This window comes from Brevinematales bacterium, from assembly GCA_026415355.1.
Classification (GTDB): Bacteria; Spirochaetota; Brevinematia; order DTOW01; family DTOW01; genus SKYB106.
The window spans coordinates 13,144-29,626 of record JAOAHF010000014.1 but is presented as its reverse complement, the minus strand read 5'-3'; the positions used below and the strand labels follow the sequence as shown (position 1 = coordinate 29,626).

At 32.1% G+C, this 16,483-nt stretch carries 18 protein-coding genes; 7 read left to right on the top strand and 11 right to left on the bottom strand.

Annotated elements, in window-relative coordinates; genetic code table 11:
* Nucleotides 1-37: 37 nt before the first annotated feature.
* From nth to N2712_06315, 4 genes are all read right to left on the bottom strand, one after another.
* Nucleotides 38-688 (bottom strand): endonuclease III, encoded by a 651-nt coding sequence (gene nth / locus N2712_06330; protein ID MCX8029596.1) that lies wholly within the window; start codon nucleotides 686-688, stop codon nucleotides 38-40.
* A complete protein-coding gene (locus N2712_06325) occupies nucleotides 685-2,298 on the bottom strand; it encodes a CTP synthase (GenBank protein MCX8029595.1) in 1,614 nt (537 codons plus the stop codon). The genes nth and N2712_06325 overlap by 4 nt, the downstream gene beginning before the upstream one ends.
* Before the next feature lie 124 nt (nucleotides 2,299-2,422).
* On the bottom strand, nucleotides 2,423-3,013 hold the full coding sequence (locus N2712_06320) for a DedA family protein (protein MCX8029594.1): 591 nt from the start codon (nucleotides 3,011-3,013) through the stop codon (nucleotides 2,423-2,425).
* Nucleotides 3,014-3,138: 125 nt separating this feature from the next.
* Nucleotides 3,139-4,161: an aspartate-semialdehyde dehydrogenase gene (locus N2712_06315; GenBank protein ID MCX8029593.1), complete on the bottom strand. Its 1,023-nt coding sequence runs from the start codon at nucleotides 4,159-4,161 to the stop codon at nucleotides 3,139-3,141.
* Nucleotides 4,162-4,344: 183 nt separating this feature from the next.
* Here N2712_06315 and N2712_06310 point away from each other — a divergent pair, with 183 nt between their 5' ends.
* A complete protein-coding gene (locus N2712_06310) occupies nucleotides 4,345-5,049 on the top strand; it encodes a SagB/ThcOx family dehydrogenase (protein ID MCX8029592.1) in 705 nt (234 codons plus the stop codon).
* 9 nt (nucleotides 5,050-5,058) lie between these two features.
* Here the strand turns inward: N2712_06310 and N2712_06305 are convergent, their stop codons facing one another.
* Nucleotides 5,059-5,937: a class I SAM-dependent methyltransferase gene (locus N2712_06305; GenBank protein MCX8029591.1), complete on the bottom strand. Its 879-nt coding sequence runs from the start codon at nucleotides 5,935-5,937 to the stop codon at nucleotides 5,059-5,061.
* A gap of 5 nt (nucleotides 5,938-5,942) precedes the next feature.
* Complete coding sequence (locus N2712_06300) at nucleotides 5,943-7,097, bottom strand: pyridoxal phosphate-dependent aminotransferase (protein MCX8029590.1); 1,155 nt, start codon at nucleotides 7,095-7,097, stop codon at nucleotides 5,943-5,945.
* A gap of 97 nt (nucleotides 7,098-7,194) precedes the next feature.
* Here N2712_06300 and N2712_06295 point away from each other — a divergent pair, with 97 nt between their 5' ends.
* The gene (locus tag N2712_06295; GenBank protein ID MCX8029589.1) at nucleotides 7,195-7,935 is read left to right on the top strand and encodes a phage holin family protein; all 741 of its coding nucleotides are present in this window, start codon (nucleotides 7,195-7,197) and stop codon (nucleotides 7,933-7,935) included.
* Here the strand turns inward: N2712_06295 and N2712_06290 are convergent.
* Nucleotides 7,918-8,985: a hypothetical protein gene (locus tag N2712_06290; GenBank protein MCX8029588.1), complete on the bottom strand. Its 1,068-nt coding sequence runs from the start codon at nucleotides 8,983-8,985 to the stop codon at nucleotides 7,918-7,920. The genes N2712_06295 and N2712_06290 overlap by 18 nt on opposite strands.
* Nucleotides 8,986-9,113: 128 nt before the next feature.
* On the opposite strand from N2712_06290, the gene N2712_06285 reads away from it, so the two are divergent.
* From N2712_06285 to N2712_06270, 4 genes are all read left to right on the top strand, one after another.
* Nucleotides 9,114-9,575, top strand: coding sequence for a hypothetical protein (locus N2712_06285; protein ID MCX8029587.1), 462 nt, complete (start codon nucleotides 9,114-9,116; stop codon nucleotides 9,573-9,575).
* 153 nt (nucleotides 9,576-9,728) lie between these two features.
* Entirely contained in the window at nucleotides 9,729-11,270 is a 1,542-nt protein-coding gene (gene secD / locus N2712_06280; protein MCX8029586.1) for a protein translocase subunit SecD, read from the top strand.
* 9 nt (nucleotides 11,271-11,279) lie between these two features.
* On the top strand, nucleotides 11,280-12,191 hold the full coding sequence (secF, locus tag N2712_06275) for a protein translocase subunit SecF (GenBank protein ID MCX8029585.1): 912 nt from the start codon (nucleotides 11,280-11,282) through the stop codon (nucleotides 12,189-12,191).
* Between the two features lie 9 nt (nucleotides 12,192-12,200).
* Entirely contained in the window at nucleotides 12,201-13,397 is a 1,197-nt protein-coding gene (locus tag N2712_06270; GenBank protein ID MCX8029584.1) for a class I SAM-dependent rRNA methyltransferase, read from the top strand.
* A 60-nt stretch (nucleotides 13,398-13,457) separates the two neighbouring features.
* Here the strand turns inward: N2712_06270 and def are convergent, their stop codons facing one another.
* The gene (gene def, locus N2712_06265; protein ID MCX8029583.1) at nucleotides 13,458-13,967 is read right to left on the bottom strand and encodes a peptide deformylase; all 510 of its coding nucleotides are present in this window, start codon (nucleotides 13,965-13,967) and stop codon (nucleotides 13,458-13,460) included.
* Between the two features lies 1 nt (nucleotide 13,968).
* Nucleotides 13,969-14,511, bottom strand: coding sequence for a hypothetical protein (locus N2712_06260; GenBank protein MCX8029582.1), 543 nt, complete (start codon nucleotides 14,509-14,511; stop codon nucleotides 13,969-13,971).
* A 184-nt stretch (nucleotides 14,512-14,695) separates the two neighbouring features.
* Between N2712_06260 and N2712_06255 the strand changes: the two genes are divergently transcribed.
* Nucleotides 14,696-15,412, top strand: coding sequence for a tetratricopeptide repeat protein (locus tag N2712_06255; protein ID MCX8029581.1), 717 nt, complete (start codon nucleotides 14,696-14,698; stop codon nucleotides 15,410-15,412).
* Between the two features lie 94 nt (nucleotides 15,413-15,506).
* On the opposite strand, the gene N2712_06250 is transcribed toward N2712_06255, so the two are convergent.
* Together N2712_06250 and rpsO are read right to left on the bottom strand one after the other, a co-directional pair.
* Nucleotides 15,507-16,157: a site-2 protease family protein gene (locus tag N2712_06250; GenBank protein MCX8029580.1), complete on the bottom strand. Its 651-nt coding sequence runs from the start codon at nucleotides 16,155-16,157 to the stop codon at nucleotides 15,507-15,509.
* Between the two features lie 2 nt (nucleotides 16,158-16,159).
* Nucleotides 16,160-16,426: a 30S ribosomal protein S15 gene (gene rpsO / locus N2712_06245; GenBank protein ID MCX8029579.1), complete on the bottom strand. Its 267-nt coding sequence runs from the start codon at nucleotides 16,424-16,426 to the stop codon at nucleotides 16,160-16,162.
* Nucleotides 16,427-16,483: the final 57 nt, after the last annotated feature.

Here is a 16,483-nt window from a genome sequence, read left to right as displayed (position 1 = left end):
ACTTTAGAAAGTTATGTGGAGAAGTTAAGCTTATTTTCTAAAAATAGTTTTGAGAGTAATAGTTGCACATATTTTTTATATTACATTTATTGCATAGAGGATTTCGTGGTTTGCATATTGTTTGTCCAAATGCTACCATAAGATAGTTTATTTTTCTCCAGTGTTGTTTGGGTATTATCTCCATAAGTTTAAATTCGGTTTCTTCGGGGGTTTTAGTTTTTACAAGACCTATGCGATTAGATATTCTATGTACATGTGTATCTACACATATAGCATCTATTCCAAAAGCAACTGACAATACTAGATTTGCTGTTTTTCTTCCGACGCCTGGTAGACTAGTAAGATCTTCAATGTTTGATGGAACCTTACCGTTATATTTATCTATTAAGATTTTTGAAATTTCTTTTAGAATTTTTGCTTTATTTCTATAAAAACCTACTGGATATATTAGTTTCTCTATGTCTTTGACTTCGGCTTTTGCGAAATCTTCTGGAGTTTTTAGATTTTGGAATAGTTTGGATGCTACTGGGTATGTTACTTCATCTTTTGTCCTTAAGCTTAGTATTGTTGATACTAGGATCTGAAAAGGAGTTGATCCCTTTAGGTCTTTATACTTTTTTAGAGGTGATTCTTCGTTGTTCCATATTTCTTCAAGGAAAATGAGTATTGTGTCTATATGTTTGGTCATAGAGTTTCGGTTATTGCTTTGATAAAGCTGTTAAATATGGGGTTTGGCGAAAATATGGACGACTGAAATTCAGGATGAAATTGAACACCTACCATAAATCTATTTGATGTGTTTTCTATTATTTCAACAAGTCCTGTTTCACTAAAACCTGAGAATACTATTCCATTTTCTTCAAATGATGGTATATACTCTGGATTGAATTCGTATCTGTGTCTGTGCCTTTCATATACTTCTTCTTGCTTATAGGCTTGGTAAGCAGTTGTATTTTTCTTGATCAGGATTTTTTGAGCCCCTAATCTCATAGTACCACCTTTTGCTATTATTCTTTTTTGTTCGTCTAGTAGAGATATAACTGGATGTGATGTTTTAGTTTCGAATTCAAGGCTATTTGCATCAGTTAGCCCGCAAACATTTCTAGCAAACTCAATTGACATTAATTGCATACCTAGGCATATACCTAAGAAAGGCACATTGTTTTCTCTAGCAAATTTTATTGAGTTAATCTTACCTTCGATTCCTCTTTTTCCAAAACCTCCTGGTACTATTATGCCATCTGCTTTAGATAGTACATCAACGATTTCAGTTTCTGATATTTTGTCTGATTCAATATTTGTAGTTTTGATTTTTACCTTATTTTCGATTCCTGCATGGAATAGAGATTCATAGATGCTTTTATAAGAGTCTCTCAGGCTTACATATTTTCCGACAACTGCAATTGTTATCTCTTCTTCTAGGGATTTGAAAATTTCTACTTTCCTTTGTAGCAATGATATTTCGGGAGTTTTGTGAGGAATTCCTAAAATACTACATATTGTTTTGTCTAATTCTTGTTCTATGTAAGATAGAGGTACTTCATAGATTGTAGACATATTTAGTGATTTTATAACTGCTCTTTCTTCAACATTTGTAAATAATGCAATCTTTTTGGTTTCATTTTTTGAAAAATCCTTCTCTGATCTACATATTATGATGTCTGGTTGTATTCCCAGTTCGCGTAGTTTGGCAACAGAGTGTTGAGTAGGTTTGGTTTTTATTTCATCTGATGAAGATAGGTACGGCAGTAAGGTTACATGGATAAAGAGAGTATTTCTTTTACCTATTTCAAGTGAAAATTGTCTTATAGCTTCTATGAATGGTACACTTTCAATATCTCCTACTGTACCACCTATCTCTACAAGTAGTATATCGACTTCTTCATTTTCAACTTTTTCTGCTAGTTTTATAAGATCTTTTATTTCGTTTGTAACATGTGGAATAACTTGTACTGTTTGACCTAGATAATCTCCTCGTCTTTCTTTTTCTATTACGTTTTTGTAAACTTTACCGGCAGTGATAGAACTTGTTTTGTACATCTTTTGGTTTAAGAATCTTTCATATGTTCCCAAATCAAGGTCTGTTTCTCCACCATCAAATGTCACAAATACTTCGCCATGTTGATAAGGACTCATTGTTCCTGCGTCTACATTTAGGTAAGGATCTATTTTGACGATATTAACCCTATATCCCATTGATTTTAGTATTAGACCTATTGATGCAGTGCTTACTCCCTTGCCGAGTGAGGAGCAAACTCCTCCAGTAACAAATATATATTTTGTGCTATCCAATTTCATGGACAAAAATCCTAAATAAAAGGTTGTTCCTTTATCAATTTGTGCTACTGGTATTGATTTTATGGAAGTTTAATGATTTGTGACTTTTAAATTTTGATGTTGTGATGCTTTAATAACATAATTTCTATACTATGTACTTAAGTAATATGAACCCGCCGACGAGTAGTATTACGAATGCTAGTGCTAACCAATCAAAGTATTTGTCTATGAATTGTTTTGCTTTTTCTCCAAAAAATATTAGTATTACAGCTTCAAGGAAGAATCTTGCACCCCTACTTAGAATAGATGCTAATATGAACAATGGTATATTGAAATAAAACGAACCAGATGCTATTGTAAATACTTTGTAGGGAATAGGAGTAAAACCGGCGATCATGACTGCTACAAGGCCATATGTATCGAATAGATCTTTAACCTTGTTATATGCATCCCAATAGTTGTAGAAATTCAAGATTGCTTTTCCTATTGTTTCAAATAGAAATACTCCTATCGCATATCCTAGTAATCCACCTAGTACTGAAAACAAGGTTGTATTAAAAGCAAATTTCAGACTCTCTTTAGGCTTTGATAGACAAAATGCTATTAATAATGGGTCTGGTGGTATCGGGAAAAATGAAGACTCAGCAAATGAAATAGAGTATAAAGCAATATTACCACCTGGTTTATCAGCCCAGCTTAGTACCCAATCATAAAGTGTTCTTAATGGATTTTTCATTTATTATCCCTCCTAGATAACGGATTATTTTGATAATGATAACGCTATGTAAATTACATCAACAGTTCACAAATAGCGTAGAAAATCGTAAGGTACTTACTTAGGTTTATTTAGTGTTAAGGTTTTTATAATAACAGTTCTGCTATTTGGACTGCGTTTAGTGCTGCTCCTTTTCTTATGTTGTCTGCAACTATCCACATTACTAGCCCGTTTTCCGTTGATATATCTTCTCTTATTCTACCTACATACACATCATCTGTGTCATAACCTTGTAACAAAGGAGTTGGGAATATATCGTTGAATGGATCATCCATTAGTTTTACTCCTTTGGCTTTTGATAGTATTTCCCTTGCTTTTTCGGGTGTAACTTTTGTTTCAGTTTCTATCCAAACAGACTCGCTATGACCTTTTACAACAGGTACTCTTACTGTTGTTGAGGATACCCTTATTTCTGGATCGTGTAGCATTTTTCGTGTTTCATTAACCATTTTCATTTCTTCTTTTGTGTACAGGTTTTCTAGTACTATATCTATTCTTGGTATTACATTCATAAATATGGGATAGGGGAATTTTTTAGGTTTAGAATTGAGGATACCTTCTCTGCCTAACTGAGAGTATATTTTAACTTCTTCTTCGAGTTCTTCAATGGCACTACCTCCGGCTCCTGAAACAGACTGGTAGGTAGATACTATTATTCTTTTTATTCTGGAGTAATCATATATTGGTTTTAGTGCTACGAGCATTTGTATTGTTGAACAATTTGGGTTAGATATTATTCCTTTATGCCACTTTAGGTCTTCAGGATTAACTTCAGGTATTACAAGTGGTACATCATCATCCATTCGGAAAGCACTTGAATTGTCTATTACAATGGTTCCATCTTTAGCTGCTATTGGTGAAAAGTTTTTCGAAACTGTAGCACCTGCAGAAAAGAGGGCTATTTCTATCTTGTACTTTTTAAAAACATCTTCTCTTAGTTCTAAAATTTCAACTTCTGTTCCTTTGAATTTCAGTTTTTTGCCTTTACTCCTTTCAGAAGCAAAAAGATATAATTCCTTAACGGGGAAGTTTCTTTGCTCTAATGTTTTTACCATTTCTTGTCCTACCGCTCCAGTTGCTCCTACTACTGCTACTACTTTCTCAGACATGTTTTATATCTCCTATGATTTACGGCAGAAATTATCAAGGAGGAAATAATTCTATTTCAAGAATAGAGTTTTTCTGTTTGTATGAGATTTCTCTCAATTTTTGTGTAGTGTTATTCTAACATTTTCAGTTGAACAAGGATTTTTAGTATAGAAAGTATGTTTATTATTCGTTATAATAATTTTATGAAAGACAGATTTGTAGATGATTTTTTTAAAACTACTAATTGCCATCTTTCAGGTAATTACTCTGTTTCTAAAATAGATTATAGTAAAGAGTACCCTAGGGAAAAGATACCCTTACAAATAAATGGAATGCCAGAAACTAAAAGCCTATTTGAGATTCTTTCGAGTAGAAGGAGTACTAGGGATTATAGCTCTGAAAGTTTATCTTTAGAGGAGCTATCTCTTTTGTGTTTTGGAATTCAAGGTATCACAAAGATTGGAGATGGTTACTATTTTAGGACTTCTCCTTCTGCTGGTGCTTTGTATCCAATAGAAACGTACATTAATGTAAATTTCTCAAAAAATTTACCTAAGGGGCTTTACCATCTTAGTGTAAAGCAGTTTGCTTTGGAAAAGGTAAAGAAAGGTGATTTTAGGAGTTTGCTGGCTGAAATATCATTTAATCAAGAAGCTGTATCTAAAGCTAGTTGTGTTTTTATATGGACTGCTGTTATATATAGAACCATTTCGAGATATGGAAATAGGGGTATAAGGTATATATTCATGGACGTAGGTCATATATGTCAAAATCTTTTACTTGTAGCTGAAGCAATAGGGTTAAAAGCATGTCCTATAGGTTCCTTTTCAGATGTAGAGATGAATAAGTTTATTGATGTTAATGATGATGAAGAAACTGCGATTTATTTAGCAACTGTTGGTAAATAAATATAAGTTTTAGATTTTCTTACTTGCGTATATTTCAAATGTGTCACCTAATCCTATATATGTTTGATATATTTCAAAAATTTTCCTTGAGATGGGGTTTTTAAATATTCTTTCAGGATGGTATCCTGTATTTACTACTTTTAAAACTTTAAACTTATTTTTTGAAAGTAAATGTGACATGGAATATGGTGAAAATTCGAATAAATGATCTTGAGGTATTACAGAATAATACCAGTCTGGTTTGAATCTAGCACTTGCACCGTCTCCGTTTGGAGTTGATATTCCTAGAATACCTCCGTATTTTAGCATTTTCCAGACTTTTCTTATAACATCTTCAGGGTTTGGTAAGTGTTCTATAACATACCAAAGAGTTATAATGTCAAATCTTTCTTTACTTTCAAATTTGTTTATGTCTATTATAAATATATTATCTCTTATATTGTTTGGAACTATGTGTAGTGTATCTTTATTTATATCGATGCCTTTTACTTGATATCCTCTATACTTAGCAACTTCAATGAAAATTCCAATACCGCAACCAATATCAAGTAGACTTTTGCCTTTTAGGGAAGATACAAAGTTTCTTACGTAACATCCGGAGCAATTTGAAGTTCCGCAGTTATTACATTCGCCCTCTCTTAAGTACAGGTTTTCTATAATGTCTAATCTTCTATTTGATATTTTTCTAACGTTTTCGATATCTTCATATATTTCTTTGCCATATCTATTCTTGTAGTTTTGGGTGTAATATGTGGAATTATATAGGTTTTTGACTTCTTCATAATACTCATAGGGTGATGACCTTTGTAGTGTTTTACAATCTTCGCATTTGTAAAGATTTGTTGTTAATTTTTTGACTTTAGTTGATTCACAGATATGACAGTTCATGATTGTTATTTAGTAAATTTTTTGTATATTTTGTTTATTTTTTCGATCCCTCTTTCTATGTTTTTATCACTTGCTGCAAAAGATAGTCTGAAATTAGTATTTCGTTCTGAGAAAACGTTACCTGGTATTATGAGTACTCCTTCTTCAATGCAAGCATTGACAAATTCTTGGACATTGATGTTTTTATCTTTAGGTGCTGGGAAGGAATAGAACGCACCTTCAGGTTTGGTTATGTCAAAGTTCTCGTTTAATCCATCTACTACCATATTTCTTTTTAGTTTGTATTTTTTTATGTAATCTGACATATCATAATCAAGTGCTTTTATGGATGCGTATTGCGCAAAAGATGGAGCACATACAAATGTATATTGTTGTAGTTTTATCATTTCTTTGATTATGGGTGAGGGGCCAAATGCATATCCTATTCTCCATCCTGTCATTGCGTATGTTTTCGAAAAACCACCTAGTAATATTGTTCTTTCTGGATACATGCTTGCTATTGAAGTGTATTCTACGTCATATACAAATTCATCGTATATTTCGTCAGACACTACTAGTAGGTTATACTTTTTTGCTATTTCGTAAACTGTTTGTATATCTTCTCTTGAGAGTACTTTACCTGTAGGATTTGCTGGAGAATTTATTAAGATGAGTTTAGTTTTATCTGTTATCTTGCCTTCTATTTCATCTTTTTTGTTAGCTAGTTCAAAATCAGGGTAGGTGTTGATTATTATTGGTTTACCTCCAAATAGATTTGTTAAATGTTTGTACATGACGAAGTATGGATCAAAAATTATAACTTCGTCTCCGTCATTTAGCAAAGCCATTAAAACAAGTGTAATACCACCGGATACTCCAGAGGTTATTATACATTCATCTTTTGAGTATTTAGTTTTTTTTCTTTTGTTTACAAAATCTGCAAGTTTTTCTCGTAGTGGCTCAATACCTTGGGTTAATGTATATTTGTTGAAACCTAGTTCTATTGCCTTTATTGCTTCCTTTTTAATCTCTTCTGGTACGTCAAAATCGGGTTGCCCTATACTTAAGTTTATTGGATCCTCTATCTTTTGAGCTAGATCAAATACTTTTCTTATTCCAGAAGAGTCAACCTTTTTACTCTTATCTGAAATAAAGTCTTGTATATCTGGTGTTTTTTTCATAATCTCTGAAGATTATAAAATACTGTGTATTGTTGATTCAAAAATCAAATATGGTAGAAAAATTGATAGTTTGTTCTTGCTTTGTTAAACTTTAATTATGATTGACTTAAGAGGGTTAAACATACCTTTATCTCTTACCTTAGGTTTGGGAATAGGTTTTTTGATAGGTATGGTAGTAGGTATAGCAAGTGGGGGTTTTTTGTTTGAGATTATTTTTAGATCGATATTGAGTAGCATTTTAGTGGGTGGGGTTCTTTATGGTGTTGAGCAACTTATAAGAAAATTTGCTCCTGAGATTCTGGAAGTTAGTACTGCAAAGGATAGTAAAGGAGTTGACATCAAAGAAGATGAAGATATGTCAATATCAGACTTGTATTCTGAAAATTTGTCCTCGGGTGATGTTACTTACAATAGTAACCTATCAGAGGAAGTTTCTCAAGAAGATCGTACTTATTTATCTGGTGTGAATAATGTTGAAGACTTTGAAAGTAGTGAGTTGTCCATGGAAAATATTGATAGCATAGATAGTGGTATGAAATTTTCTGAGGACAATGTTTTTAGCGAATTTGAGCCATCTAATTTCTATTCATCGAGATATTATCCTAGCTCTAGTGATAGATACAGAAAGGAAGATCAATTTTCACCTTTGGAGTTTGATAATATTGGTAATAATTCTCAATTGTATACTAACTTTTCATCTGCTGAACTTGGAGTTACAGGACAGAGTAAAGGTGGTAGTACTCAAGATTTTATAATTCCATCTAAGGGTAAACCTATACCGAAGGATTATAAAAAAATGGCGGAAGCAATAAGAACGAAATTAAAGGAAGACCAATAGTATTAGTATTAGTGCTATACCAAACCCTATTATTGTTATGTTTATAATCCAGAATAGTAATGAGGTATCCTTTTCTTTCTCAATTAAATTTTCTATTTCATGTGATGTCCTTTCTTCAACTTCTGGTTTTTGTGTAATTTGAGGTTGATAATCGGATTTTTGTTTCTCTACATTTGGTGTAGGTGATAATTTTGTTTTTATTTTAACATCTTTTTTTATTGCGAAGTTACCAATAAAACCTGGGCCTACTTCTACGCTTACTAAAACTCTATCACTATCTAGATCTCTTATTGAAGATATTTTAGTAAATGTTGTACCATCACCTTTTATGAATGATTTTGATATTTCATCTGTATCAAGTATTTTAACCATAATCTCGTCACCTATTCTAAGGTTTGTTATTGGTACTCCGTCAATAGGTGATAAAACAGGTTGAACTGATATGTCTGATATAGAAAATTCATTTATTTGGTCCCCTTCAAGGGATTTAAGTGTTTCGGGTAATGGTATATTTGATTCTTTCATAAATTTATACAAATAGAAAATGTCGGTTCTATCAACTGAAAACCTTACTATTGTGTTTGGATCACCAAATATTATAGGTATATAAGTGTACAAAAATCTCTTTATATCTAGTTGTGTTTTATCTTCAGATAGTACCTTTGCGAGTGTTTGAATGAATTTAGAATCTGATGTTAGTACATTTTCTGCTTTTCTTGATAGGTCAAGATCAACTTGTAAGTTTTTATATTCGTTTGATAGTTTGAGTAATAAGTCTCTCCAAAATGTTTCTATGTTAATTTTAGTTATTTCAGCTGAATGTGATACATAAGCTCTTACGAATTCGATGTTTTTTGACTTTATATTAACGAACAAAAGTGCTATCCCAGAATACAGAGAGAAAGAAAACTTTAACTTAATCACTACTATATCTTTTTTTAGTGAGTTTATTACTAAGTATATCTTTTCTGGATCGTCACTAAAATGCGATATTAGAAAACTAGCGATTTTTTCGGGGATACCTCTTTCTATGAGATCAACAACTTTCATAGAGAAATTTTAGATAAGTTATCTAAATTTTTCAATAATCTAACAGAAGTTAGTAATGTATAGGATTTTATTAGCATAAAACTTATACAAGCTTGTTGATTCTGATGTTGATTTATTATACTATTCCTATGAAACTTTTAGGATTTATATCGGTTATCTTGGTTTTGGTAGGTTGTAATGCTTTGCCTGATATGGATAAAAATGTTGAACAAATTTTTGGGTATTGGCATCACGAGAAAACTGAATATTCAAACGCGACTATAGTTCAGACTCCAACAACAGTTTATTTTTTTAAACCGGTTGTAGTTTACGTATCCAACAACTTGACTAATTACTCTGGAGAAATCCTTGATATACAAGGATTTTCGACTAACTCTATTACAAATGTTTGGGCTTTTGATGCAAAAAATAACAAACTATATTTAATGGTTGGAATAACAAACTTTATATACTCTATAAACCTAGTGGCTGTTGATTCGACAAATATTAATTATATCTGGCTTTTTGAAGGAGTTTATAGAATATCTAATGTTACAGTTGGATTTTTTGTTTCTAACAACGTAAGAAGGTATATATTTAGAAAACTCTAGAGTTAATTGTTGTTTTAGAGAACCTTGGATGTTGGTTCTAGAGAGAGTTAAGTTTTGAATTGATTTTGGAACGAACATCATCTGACTAAGTTTTATAATTTTGTATTCAACTTATCAGTTTTTTTATAATCAGTTAGCAACTTGGAGAGAGGTATGGATTGGTTTAAATTTGGAGTTATTTTGTTAGTTGTTTTTATTGGATTTGTGATTTTAAAGCCGACTTATGATTGGTACTTTAACGTTTCTGAAGCTGATAGAAACTTGCTATCGTTACCAGCAGAGGAAGTTAGTAAGTTATCACCTGAACTTAAAAAGAAATACACAGATATAAAGAAACTTAGAAGTAGCACTATACTTAATTTGGGACTTGACTTAAGGGGGGGGGTTTATATTACTCTTGAGCCTGATCCTGTTGATATGACAAACTTTTTGCTTGATAAGTACGAAGGGGACATTAATAAAGTTATAAGTGAATATAACAATGAACTTGAGTCGCAAGTTTCAGTATCTCTTGAGATATTGAGAAATAGGCTCGACCAATTCGGAGTTACAGAACCTGTTATAAGGAAAGAAAGTGGATATAGAATTTCTGTTGAACTTCCAGGAATATCGAGTATTGCGCAGGCTAGAGAAGCTGTAAGTAAAGCAGGTAAACTTGAGTTCAGATTTGTTGATGATGATTATATGGCGAATGTTGATAGAAAGTATCTAAATGAATTAGGACTTATTTCAGATCTTTCTATGTTTTTAAAAGATAATACTGTCCCTGCGGATAGTGAAATTTATGGGTATTATGAATCTGATGAATTTGGATTACCAACTCTAAAGGGGTTTATAGTACTTAAGAGAGAAGTTGTTTTGGATGGTAGCTTTGTAAGTGATGCAAGGGTAGGACAAGATCAGTTTGGTAGACCTGTTGTCGATTTTTCTTTGACCCTTGAGGGAGCAGATATTTTTGCTGAAATTACTAGAAATAATATTGGTAAAAGGTTGGCGATAGTACTTGATGGAAGAGTTAGAAGTGCTCCTGTAATCCAGACAGAAATACTTGGTGGTAGAGGTCAAATAACAGGAGTATTTACTCAAGAAGAGGTTAATAGCTTAGTTTCTGTTTTGAAGTCTGGAGCATTAAGTGTAAGGCTTAAAGAGGTTGAGATTAGGGCTATAGGTCCTTCATTAGGTGCTGATAGTATAAGTCTAGGTACAAAGGCAGCAGTTATTGGAATACTTTTGGTTTTTGCTTTTGCGATGATTTACTATAAGACATTTGGTTTTATTACTACAATATCGCTTATTATGAACCTTTTCTTAACGCTGGCAGGACTTGCATTGTTTAGAGCTACATTGACTCTTCCTGGTATTGCTGGATTGGCCTTGACGATAGGTATGGCTATTGATGCTAATGTACTACAATTTGAAAGAATAAAAGAAGAGCTGCGGAATGGTAAGGATCTCGTAACAGCAATAAGAATAGGTTTTGATAGAGCTTTCATAACTATTATAGATACACATGTAACTGTTATAATATCTTCATTTATCTTGGCAACTTACGGATACGGTCCTATTAAAGGTTTTGGTACTACATTGCTTGTTGGTATTGTAGTATCGTTATTTACATCAGTTTTTGTTGTGAGATTTTTAGTTGATTTTGTGGTTCAAAAATTGAAAATAAGATTTTTACCAGCACTTGTGTAGGAGGAGAGTATGTTTAATTTCTTGGAACCAATAAGAAAAGTGGATTTCGTAAAGAATAGATTTTATTTTATTTCTTTTTCTTTACTAATCATAGTTTTTGGAGTGGTTTTGTTCATACTAAAAGGTGGTTTTAAACAAAGTATCGACTTTGCTGGTGGAACTAGACTTGAGGTTAAGATAAATGATAATGTTAATATTGAAGATGTAAGGAGGGTTATATCTGCAACAGGTATAACAAAGAGTGTAACCTATATTGGAGATCCTAGAGATAACATATATCTTATAAGTGTAGGTGTTTCTGAGGATTATATACAGAAGGTTGAGATACTTAAAAAGGCACTCCAGGATAACTTTAAAGAAGTTATAATAAGAGGTGAAAATACCGTGGGTCCTAGGTTGAGTGAAGAGTTTTTTAGAAATGCGATGATTCTCTCTTTTATTGTTGCTTTACTTATACTTATATATATAGGTATAAGATTTGACTTTATATTTGGTTTGGGTGCTATTGCTTCTCTTGTACACGATCTTTTGATATCATTTACTGTTATAACTCTATTTGACATAGAGATGGACATATCAATAATAGCAGCTATACTAACAATTCTGGGATATTCTGTTACTGATACAGTGGTTGTTTATGATAGAATCAGGGAAAACTTCGAGACTGTTAAGTCATCTGAAGTTGAGCAAATTGTTAACAAGAGTATTAGGCAAGTTATAGTTAGATCTGTATTGACATCTTTTACAACTCTGTTAATTGTTGTTGCTTTTATAATTTGGGGACCAGAAACGCTTAAAGGTTTTTCAATAGTTTTACTTACGGGTATTATTAGTGGTACTTATTCATCTCTTTTCATAGCATCTCCTATAGTTATTGAACTAGAAAAGCAAAAGCTTCTAAGACAGGAAAAAGCATTGTAAGCTAGCTTTATGGAATACATAGGTGAGATAATAATCAAAAAAGAGGCAGAGAAGAAGGTTAGAAATTTTTACCTTTGGATATACGAAGATGAGATAAAAAAATTTAATATTAATAGAAGTAAGGAAGGGTGGGTTTCAGTTATTTCCCAGGATGGTAGATTTGTGTGTAGTGCTTACTATTCTCCTAACTCGCGTAAAGCTGTCAAGGTTTTTTCTTATGAAAGTAATTTTGATTTAGATTTGGAGATTAAAAAGAGAATTTTATTTTCTTTTGAGCATAGAAAGAAGTTGATGTACTCAAATGACATAGATAAGAGCAACTATAGAGTTGTGTATTCAGAATCTGATTTTCTTCCTGGACTTGTAATAGATAAGTATGGTGATTTTGTAGGGATTCAAATAAGAAATAGATTATTTGAGGGGTTGAGAGATATAGTTGTTGATGGAATAGTTAGGTTTTTAGGTGTCGATAATATATACGAAAGAAGCTATGGTGATTTTAGAGAAGATGAAGAAGGATTATCTCCTGTTAATGTACCTCTTAGGGGGAATGTACCAAAATTTATAAGAATTGTAGAGAATGGACTACAATTCGTATTTGAGACATTTAAGGGGCAGAAAACAGGGTTTTTCCTAGATCAGACAGTAAATAGAAAGATAGTATCTGGTATGTGTAATGATGGGTTTAAGGTTTTGGATATTTTTAGTTACGTTGGAGGTTTTGGTATTTATTGCGCTAAGAGAGGTGCGAATGTTGTTTGTATAGAAAAAAGTGAAGCGTATTCAGATCTGATAAAGGAAAATGCTAATTCGAATGGCGTTTCTAGTAAATTGAAAGTTATAACAGGTGATGCTTTTGATCTGATAAAACAAATTGATGAAGAGTTTGATATAATAATACTCGATCCTCCAACTTTTGTTAAAAGTATTTCTGAATCTAGAAAGAGATTACCACAGTTAATTGATCTTATAAAGCGTAGTTTGGTTTTGCTGAAGCCTAGTGGTAAATTAGTTATATTTACATGCTCTTATAATTTACTCAAAGAGCACTTTGTTGCTGCTATAAGGATAGCGGGAATGGAACTTGGTGTTAGGTTAAGAGTAGATAATGAACTTTTGCAATCTCCGGATCATCCTTGGATACTCCAGATGCCAGAAACGCTTTATCTTAAAGGATTTGTAATTTCAAAACTACCTAGTTTTTAGTCTCCCTTGTATCATAATCCTTTTAGTTATTTTTGGTTTTTGTCCTAGTGTATATATTAGTTAAAGGTATTTTCTCCTTCTAAAAAGATCGGTATGAAAGTTTTTTATCCTGTCGAGGAAGAGTTTTCCATCAAGATGATCTATTTCGTGTTGGAATACTACTGCTTCCATTCCTTCTGTTTCTATATCAATGTCCTTAAAGTTTCTATCTAGTCCCCTTATGAATATTTTGGATTTTCTTTCAACGTTTCCTGTGTAATCAGGTATACTCATACATCCTTCTCTTATTAGTATATTACCTTCAGAGTAGATGATTACGGGATTTATCATAACTATGAGTCCATGGTTGACAGTAGTTTTTTTATTCTTTCTTGCATCAACGACTATTATCCTCTTGTGTACACCGACTTGGGGAGATGATATTCCTATACCACCGGGAGCGTTGTACATTGTTTCTACTAAGTTATCTATGAATTTTTGTAGTTCCTCTTCGTTTTCTTTTTCTGGTATAACTTCTTGAGATACTATCTTGAGTCTTGGGTCTGGAAACTTTATTATCTCGAGTATCATTTTACATCTCCACTTCTTCTACTTCTTGAACGCTAACCTCTAGTCCAATTTCTTTACATACCTTCTCGACTTTAGTTCTGATGGTATTAAGTTTAACATTGCTACCATCAACTGTTATTGACATAACATATACTTTCTTACCTTCAACTTCTACAAGGTCGGTAAATAAATCAATTATATTCATGTTGTTTAGATACAGCAGATTTGTTACGTTAAATACTATTCCGGGTTTATCTGCACCATAGACATTGACTATAAAAGTTTTCTTTGGAATTTCTTGTTTATCTGAATATTCCTCTTGATCTAGCTCTCTCAGATTTATCTCAATATCCATTTCGTATTCCACTCTTTTGAGTTCTCTTTTGAGTGAATGATAATTTTTGTCCTCAAAAAGAGTAAAAATTAGAATTATAGCAAATTCTCCTTGTAGTAGAGACATCCTTGATCCTTCAATGCTACAACCTGTTCTGAAAAGCACTTCTGAGATTTTGGCTACTATTCCGGGTTTATCCTTACCCATACATGTAAGTGCTATTTTTTTCATAATGCTCATTTTGAAGGACTATCGTTAAGATAAACAATATTTTTAAGCTAATGTGTGTTTTTTATTCTGTAAATTCTGTTTATGTAGTTTGAATTAGTAGAGGAGATACTTTTTTATCTTTATGCCGATGGTAAATTTTTAACTTTAAATGAAACTTACGAAGATTTATAATATGGAAGTAGTTATGGAAGATATTATCTCAACAAAGGATAGTGATATACCGCAGTTGAGAGAGGCTATTGAGCTTTTTAAGAAAAAAAACTTCAAGGATGCCTTAGAGTTGTTTAAGGAACTTCTTAAAAGAAATCCAGACAATTATGAATATAACTATTATGTTGGGCTTACTTATGCTAACTTAGGTTATTTTGATCTGGCGTTGAACTATCTTTTGCATTCTGCGAGGACAAATAAAAATTATTACATATCTATTCACTCCAATATGGTATGTGGTTACATATATACCTTGAGAAAGGAATATAAGTTAGCTGAGAACTGCTTTAGGGAAGTACTTAAAATAAATCCTCAGAGTGTATCTGCTTTAGTTGCTATAGCTTATGTTTTTGAGAAGAGTAATAGGTATGATCAGAGTATAATATATCTGAAAAAAGCTATGGAGATAGATGATAGCAATCCTAGAGTTTTGAATGCGTTAGCGTATATATATGCTGAGAAAGGGATAAATCTAACGGAGGCTGTTAGGCTTGCTAGGAAAGCTTTATCTCAAGAGCCAGATTCTCCAGAAATAAGGGATACTATGGCTTGGGTTTATTATAAAAGGGGGGAGTATTATCAAGCACTTAGTGAAATAAAGAAGGCTATTGAGCTTCTGCCAAATAATGCTGAAATTCAATATCACTACAAAGAAATACTTTCAAAGATAGAGGAACTAAAAGCTAAATGAAATTCAAGTGTATATCTTTACTTTGTGTTTTTTGATTCTTCTATTTTAGAAGTTAAACTTAGACAAACTATAAGTAATTAGGTTAATTAATTTGCTATCTAGGTAATATAACAAGCCATTCTTCTAATGAGTTTACTGCAGGTATTATCGTATATCTACTTATAAAGATTGCTATTACTATTGTCAATATCATAATTATTGGATAATATTTTGATGATACTATTGAAACTATTTTGTCTCTTGAAGTTTCAGGTAATAAATTGGCAACTACCCAGAATCCATCTAGTGGTGGTAATGGAAACAAATTGAAAGTTCCTAATACAAAATTTATTACTAATATGTACCATAATACTAACTTTATGTAGAATATTTCAGGTGAAGGTGTAAAGTTTGAATTTATGAATAAGATTATGGGTAATGATATTAGTACTAGTGAATAATTTGTTAAAGGACCTGCTAATGATGTTAGTATCCAACCTAACTTTTTATTTTTGTAGTTATCAGGGTTTATTGGTACAGGTTTAGCCCAACCTATTATAAATCCTGTGTTTGATATAACAAGTAGTACTGGTAATAGAATGCTCCCAACAGGATCAAGATGCTTTATAGGGTTTAGTGTTAATCTACCTTCTTCCTTTGGAGTATTGTCTCCGAGCATATATGATATCCTACCATGAGCATATTCGTGAAATACCACAGATATTATTAGTACTAGTATTGCTATAGAAGTTAGTACGTATTCCACTTTTACTTTCTTAATCCCAATTTCTTAATAAGGTTATTATATCTATCTGGATAGTTTTCCTTTAAGTAGTTAAGCAATCTTCTTCTTCTTCCTACTAGTTTTAGAAGTCCTCTTCTTGAGTTTTTATCTTTTTTAAACTTTTTGAAGTGTTGATTTAATGCTTCAATTCTGGCAGTCATGAGAGCAATTTGGACCTCTGGTGAACCAGTGTCTCCTTCGCTTATTTTGTAGGCTTCTATTATTTTTTGTTTAACATCTTTTGACAACATACTTAAAACCTCTTTATTCAGATTTGCGATATATTATGAAAAAAGTATTGAGTTTAT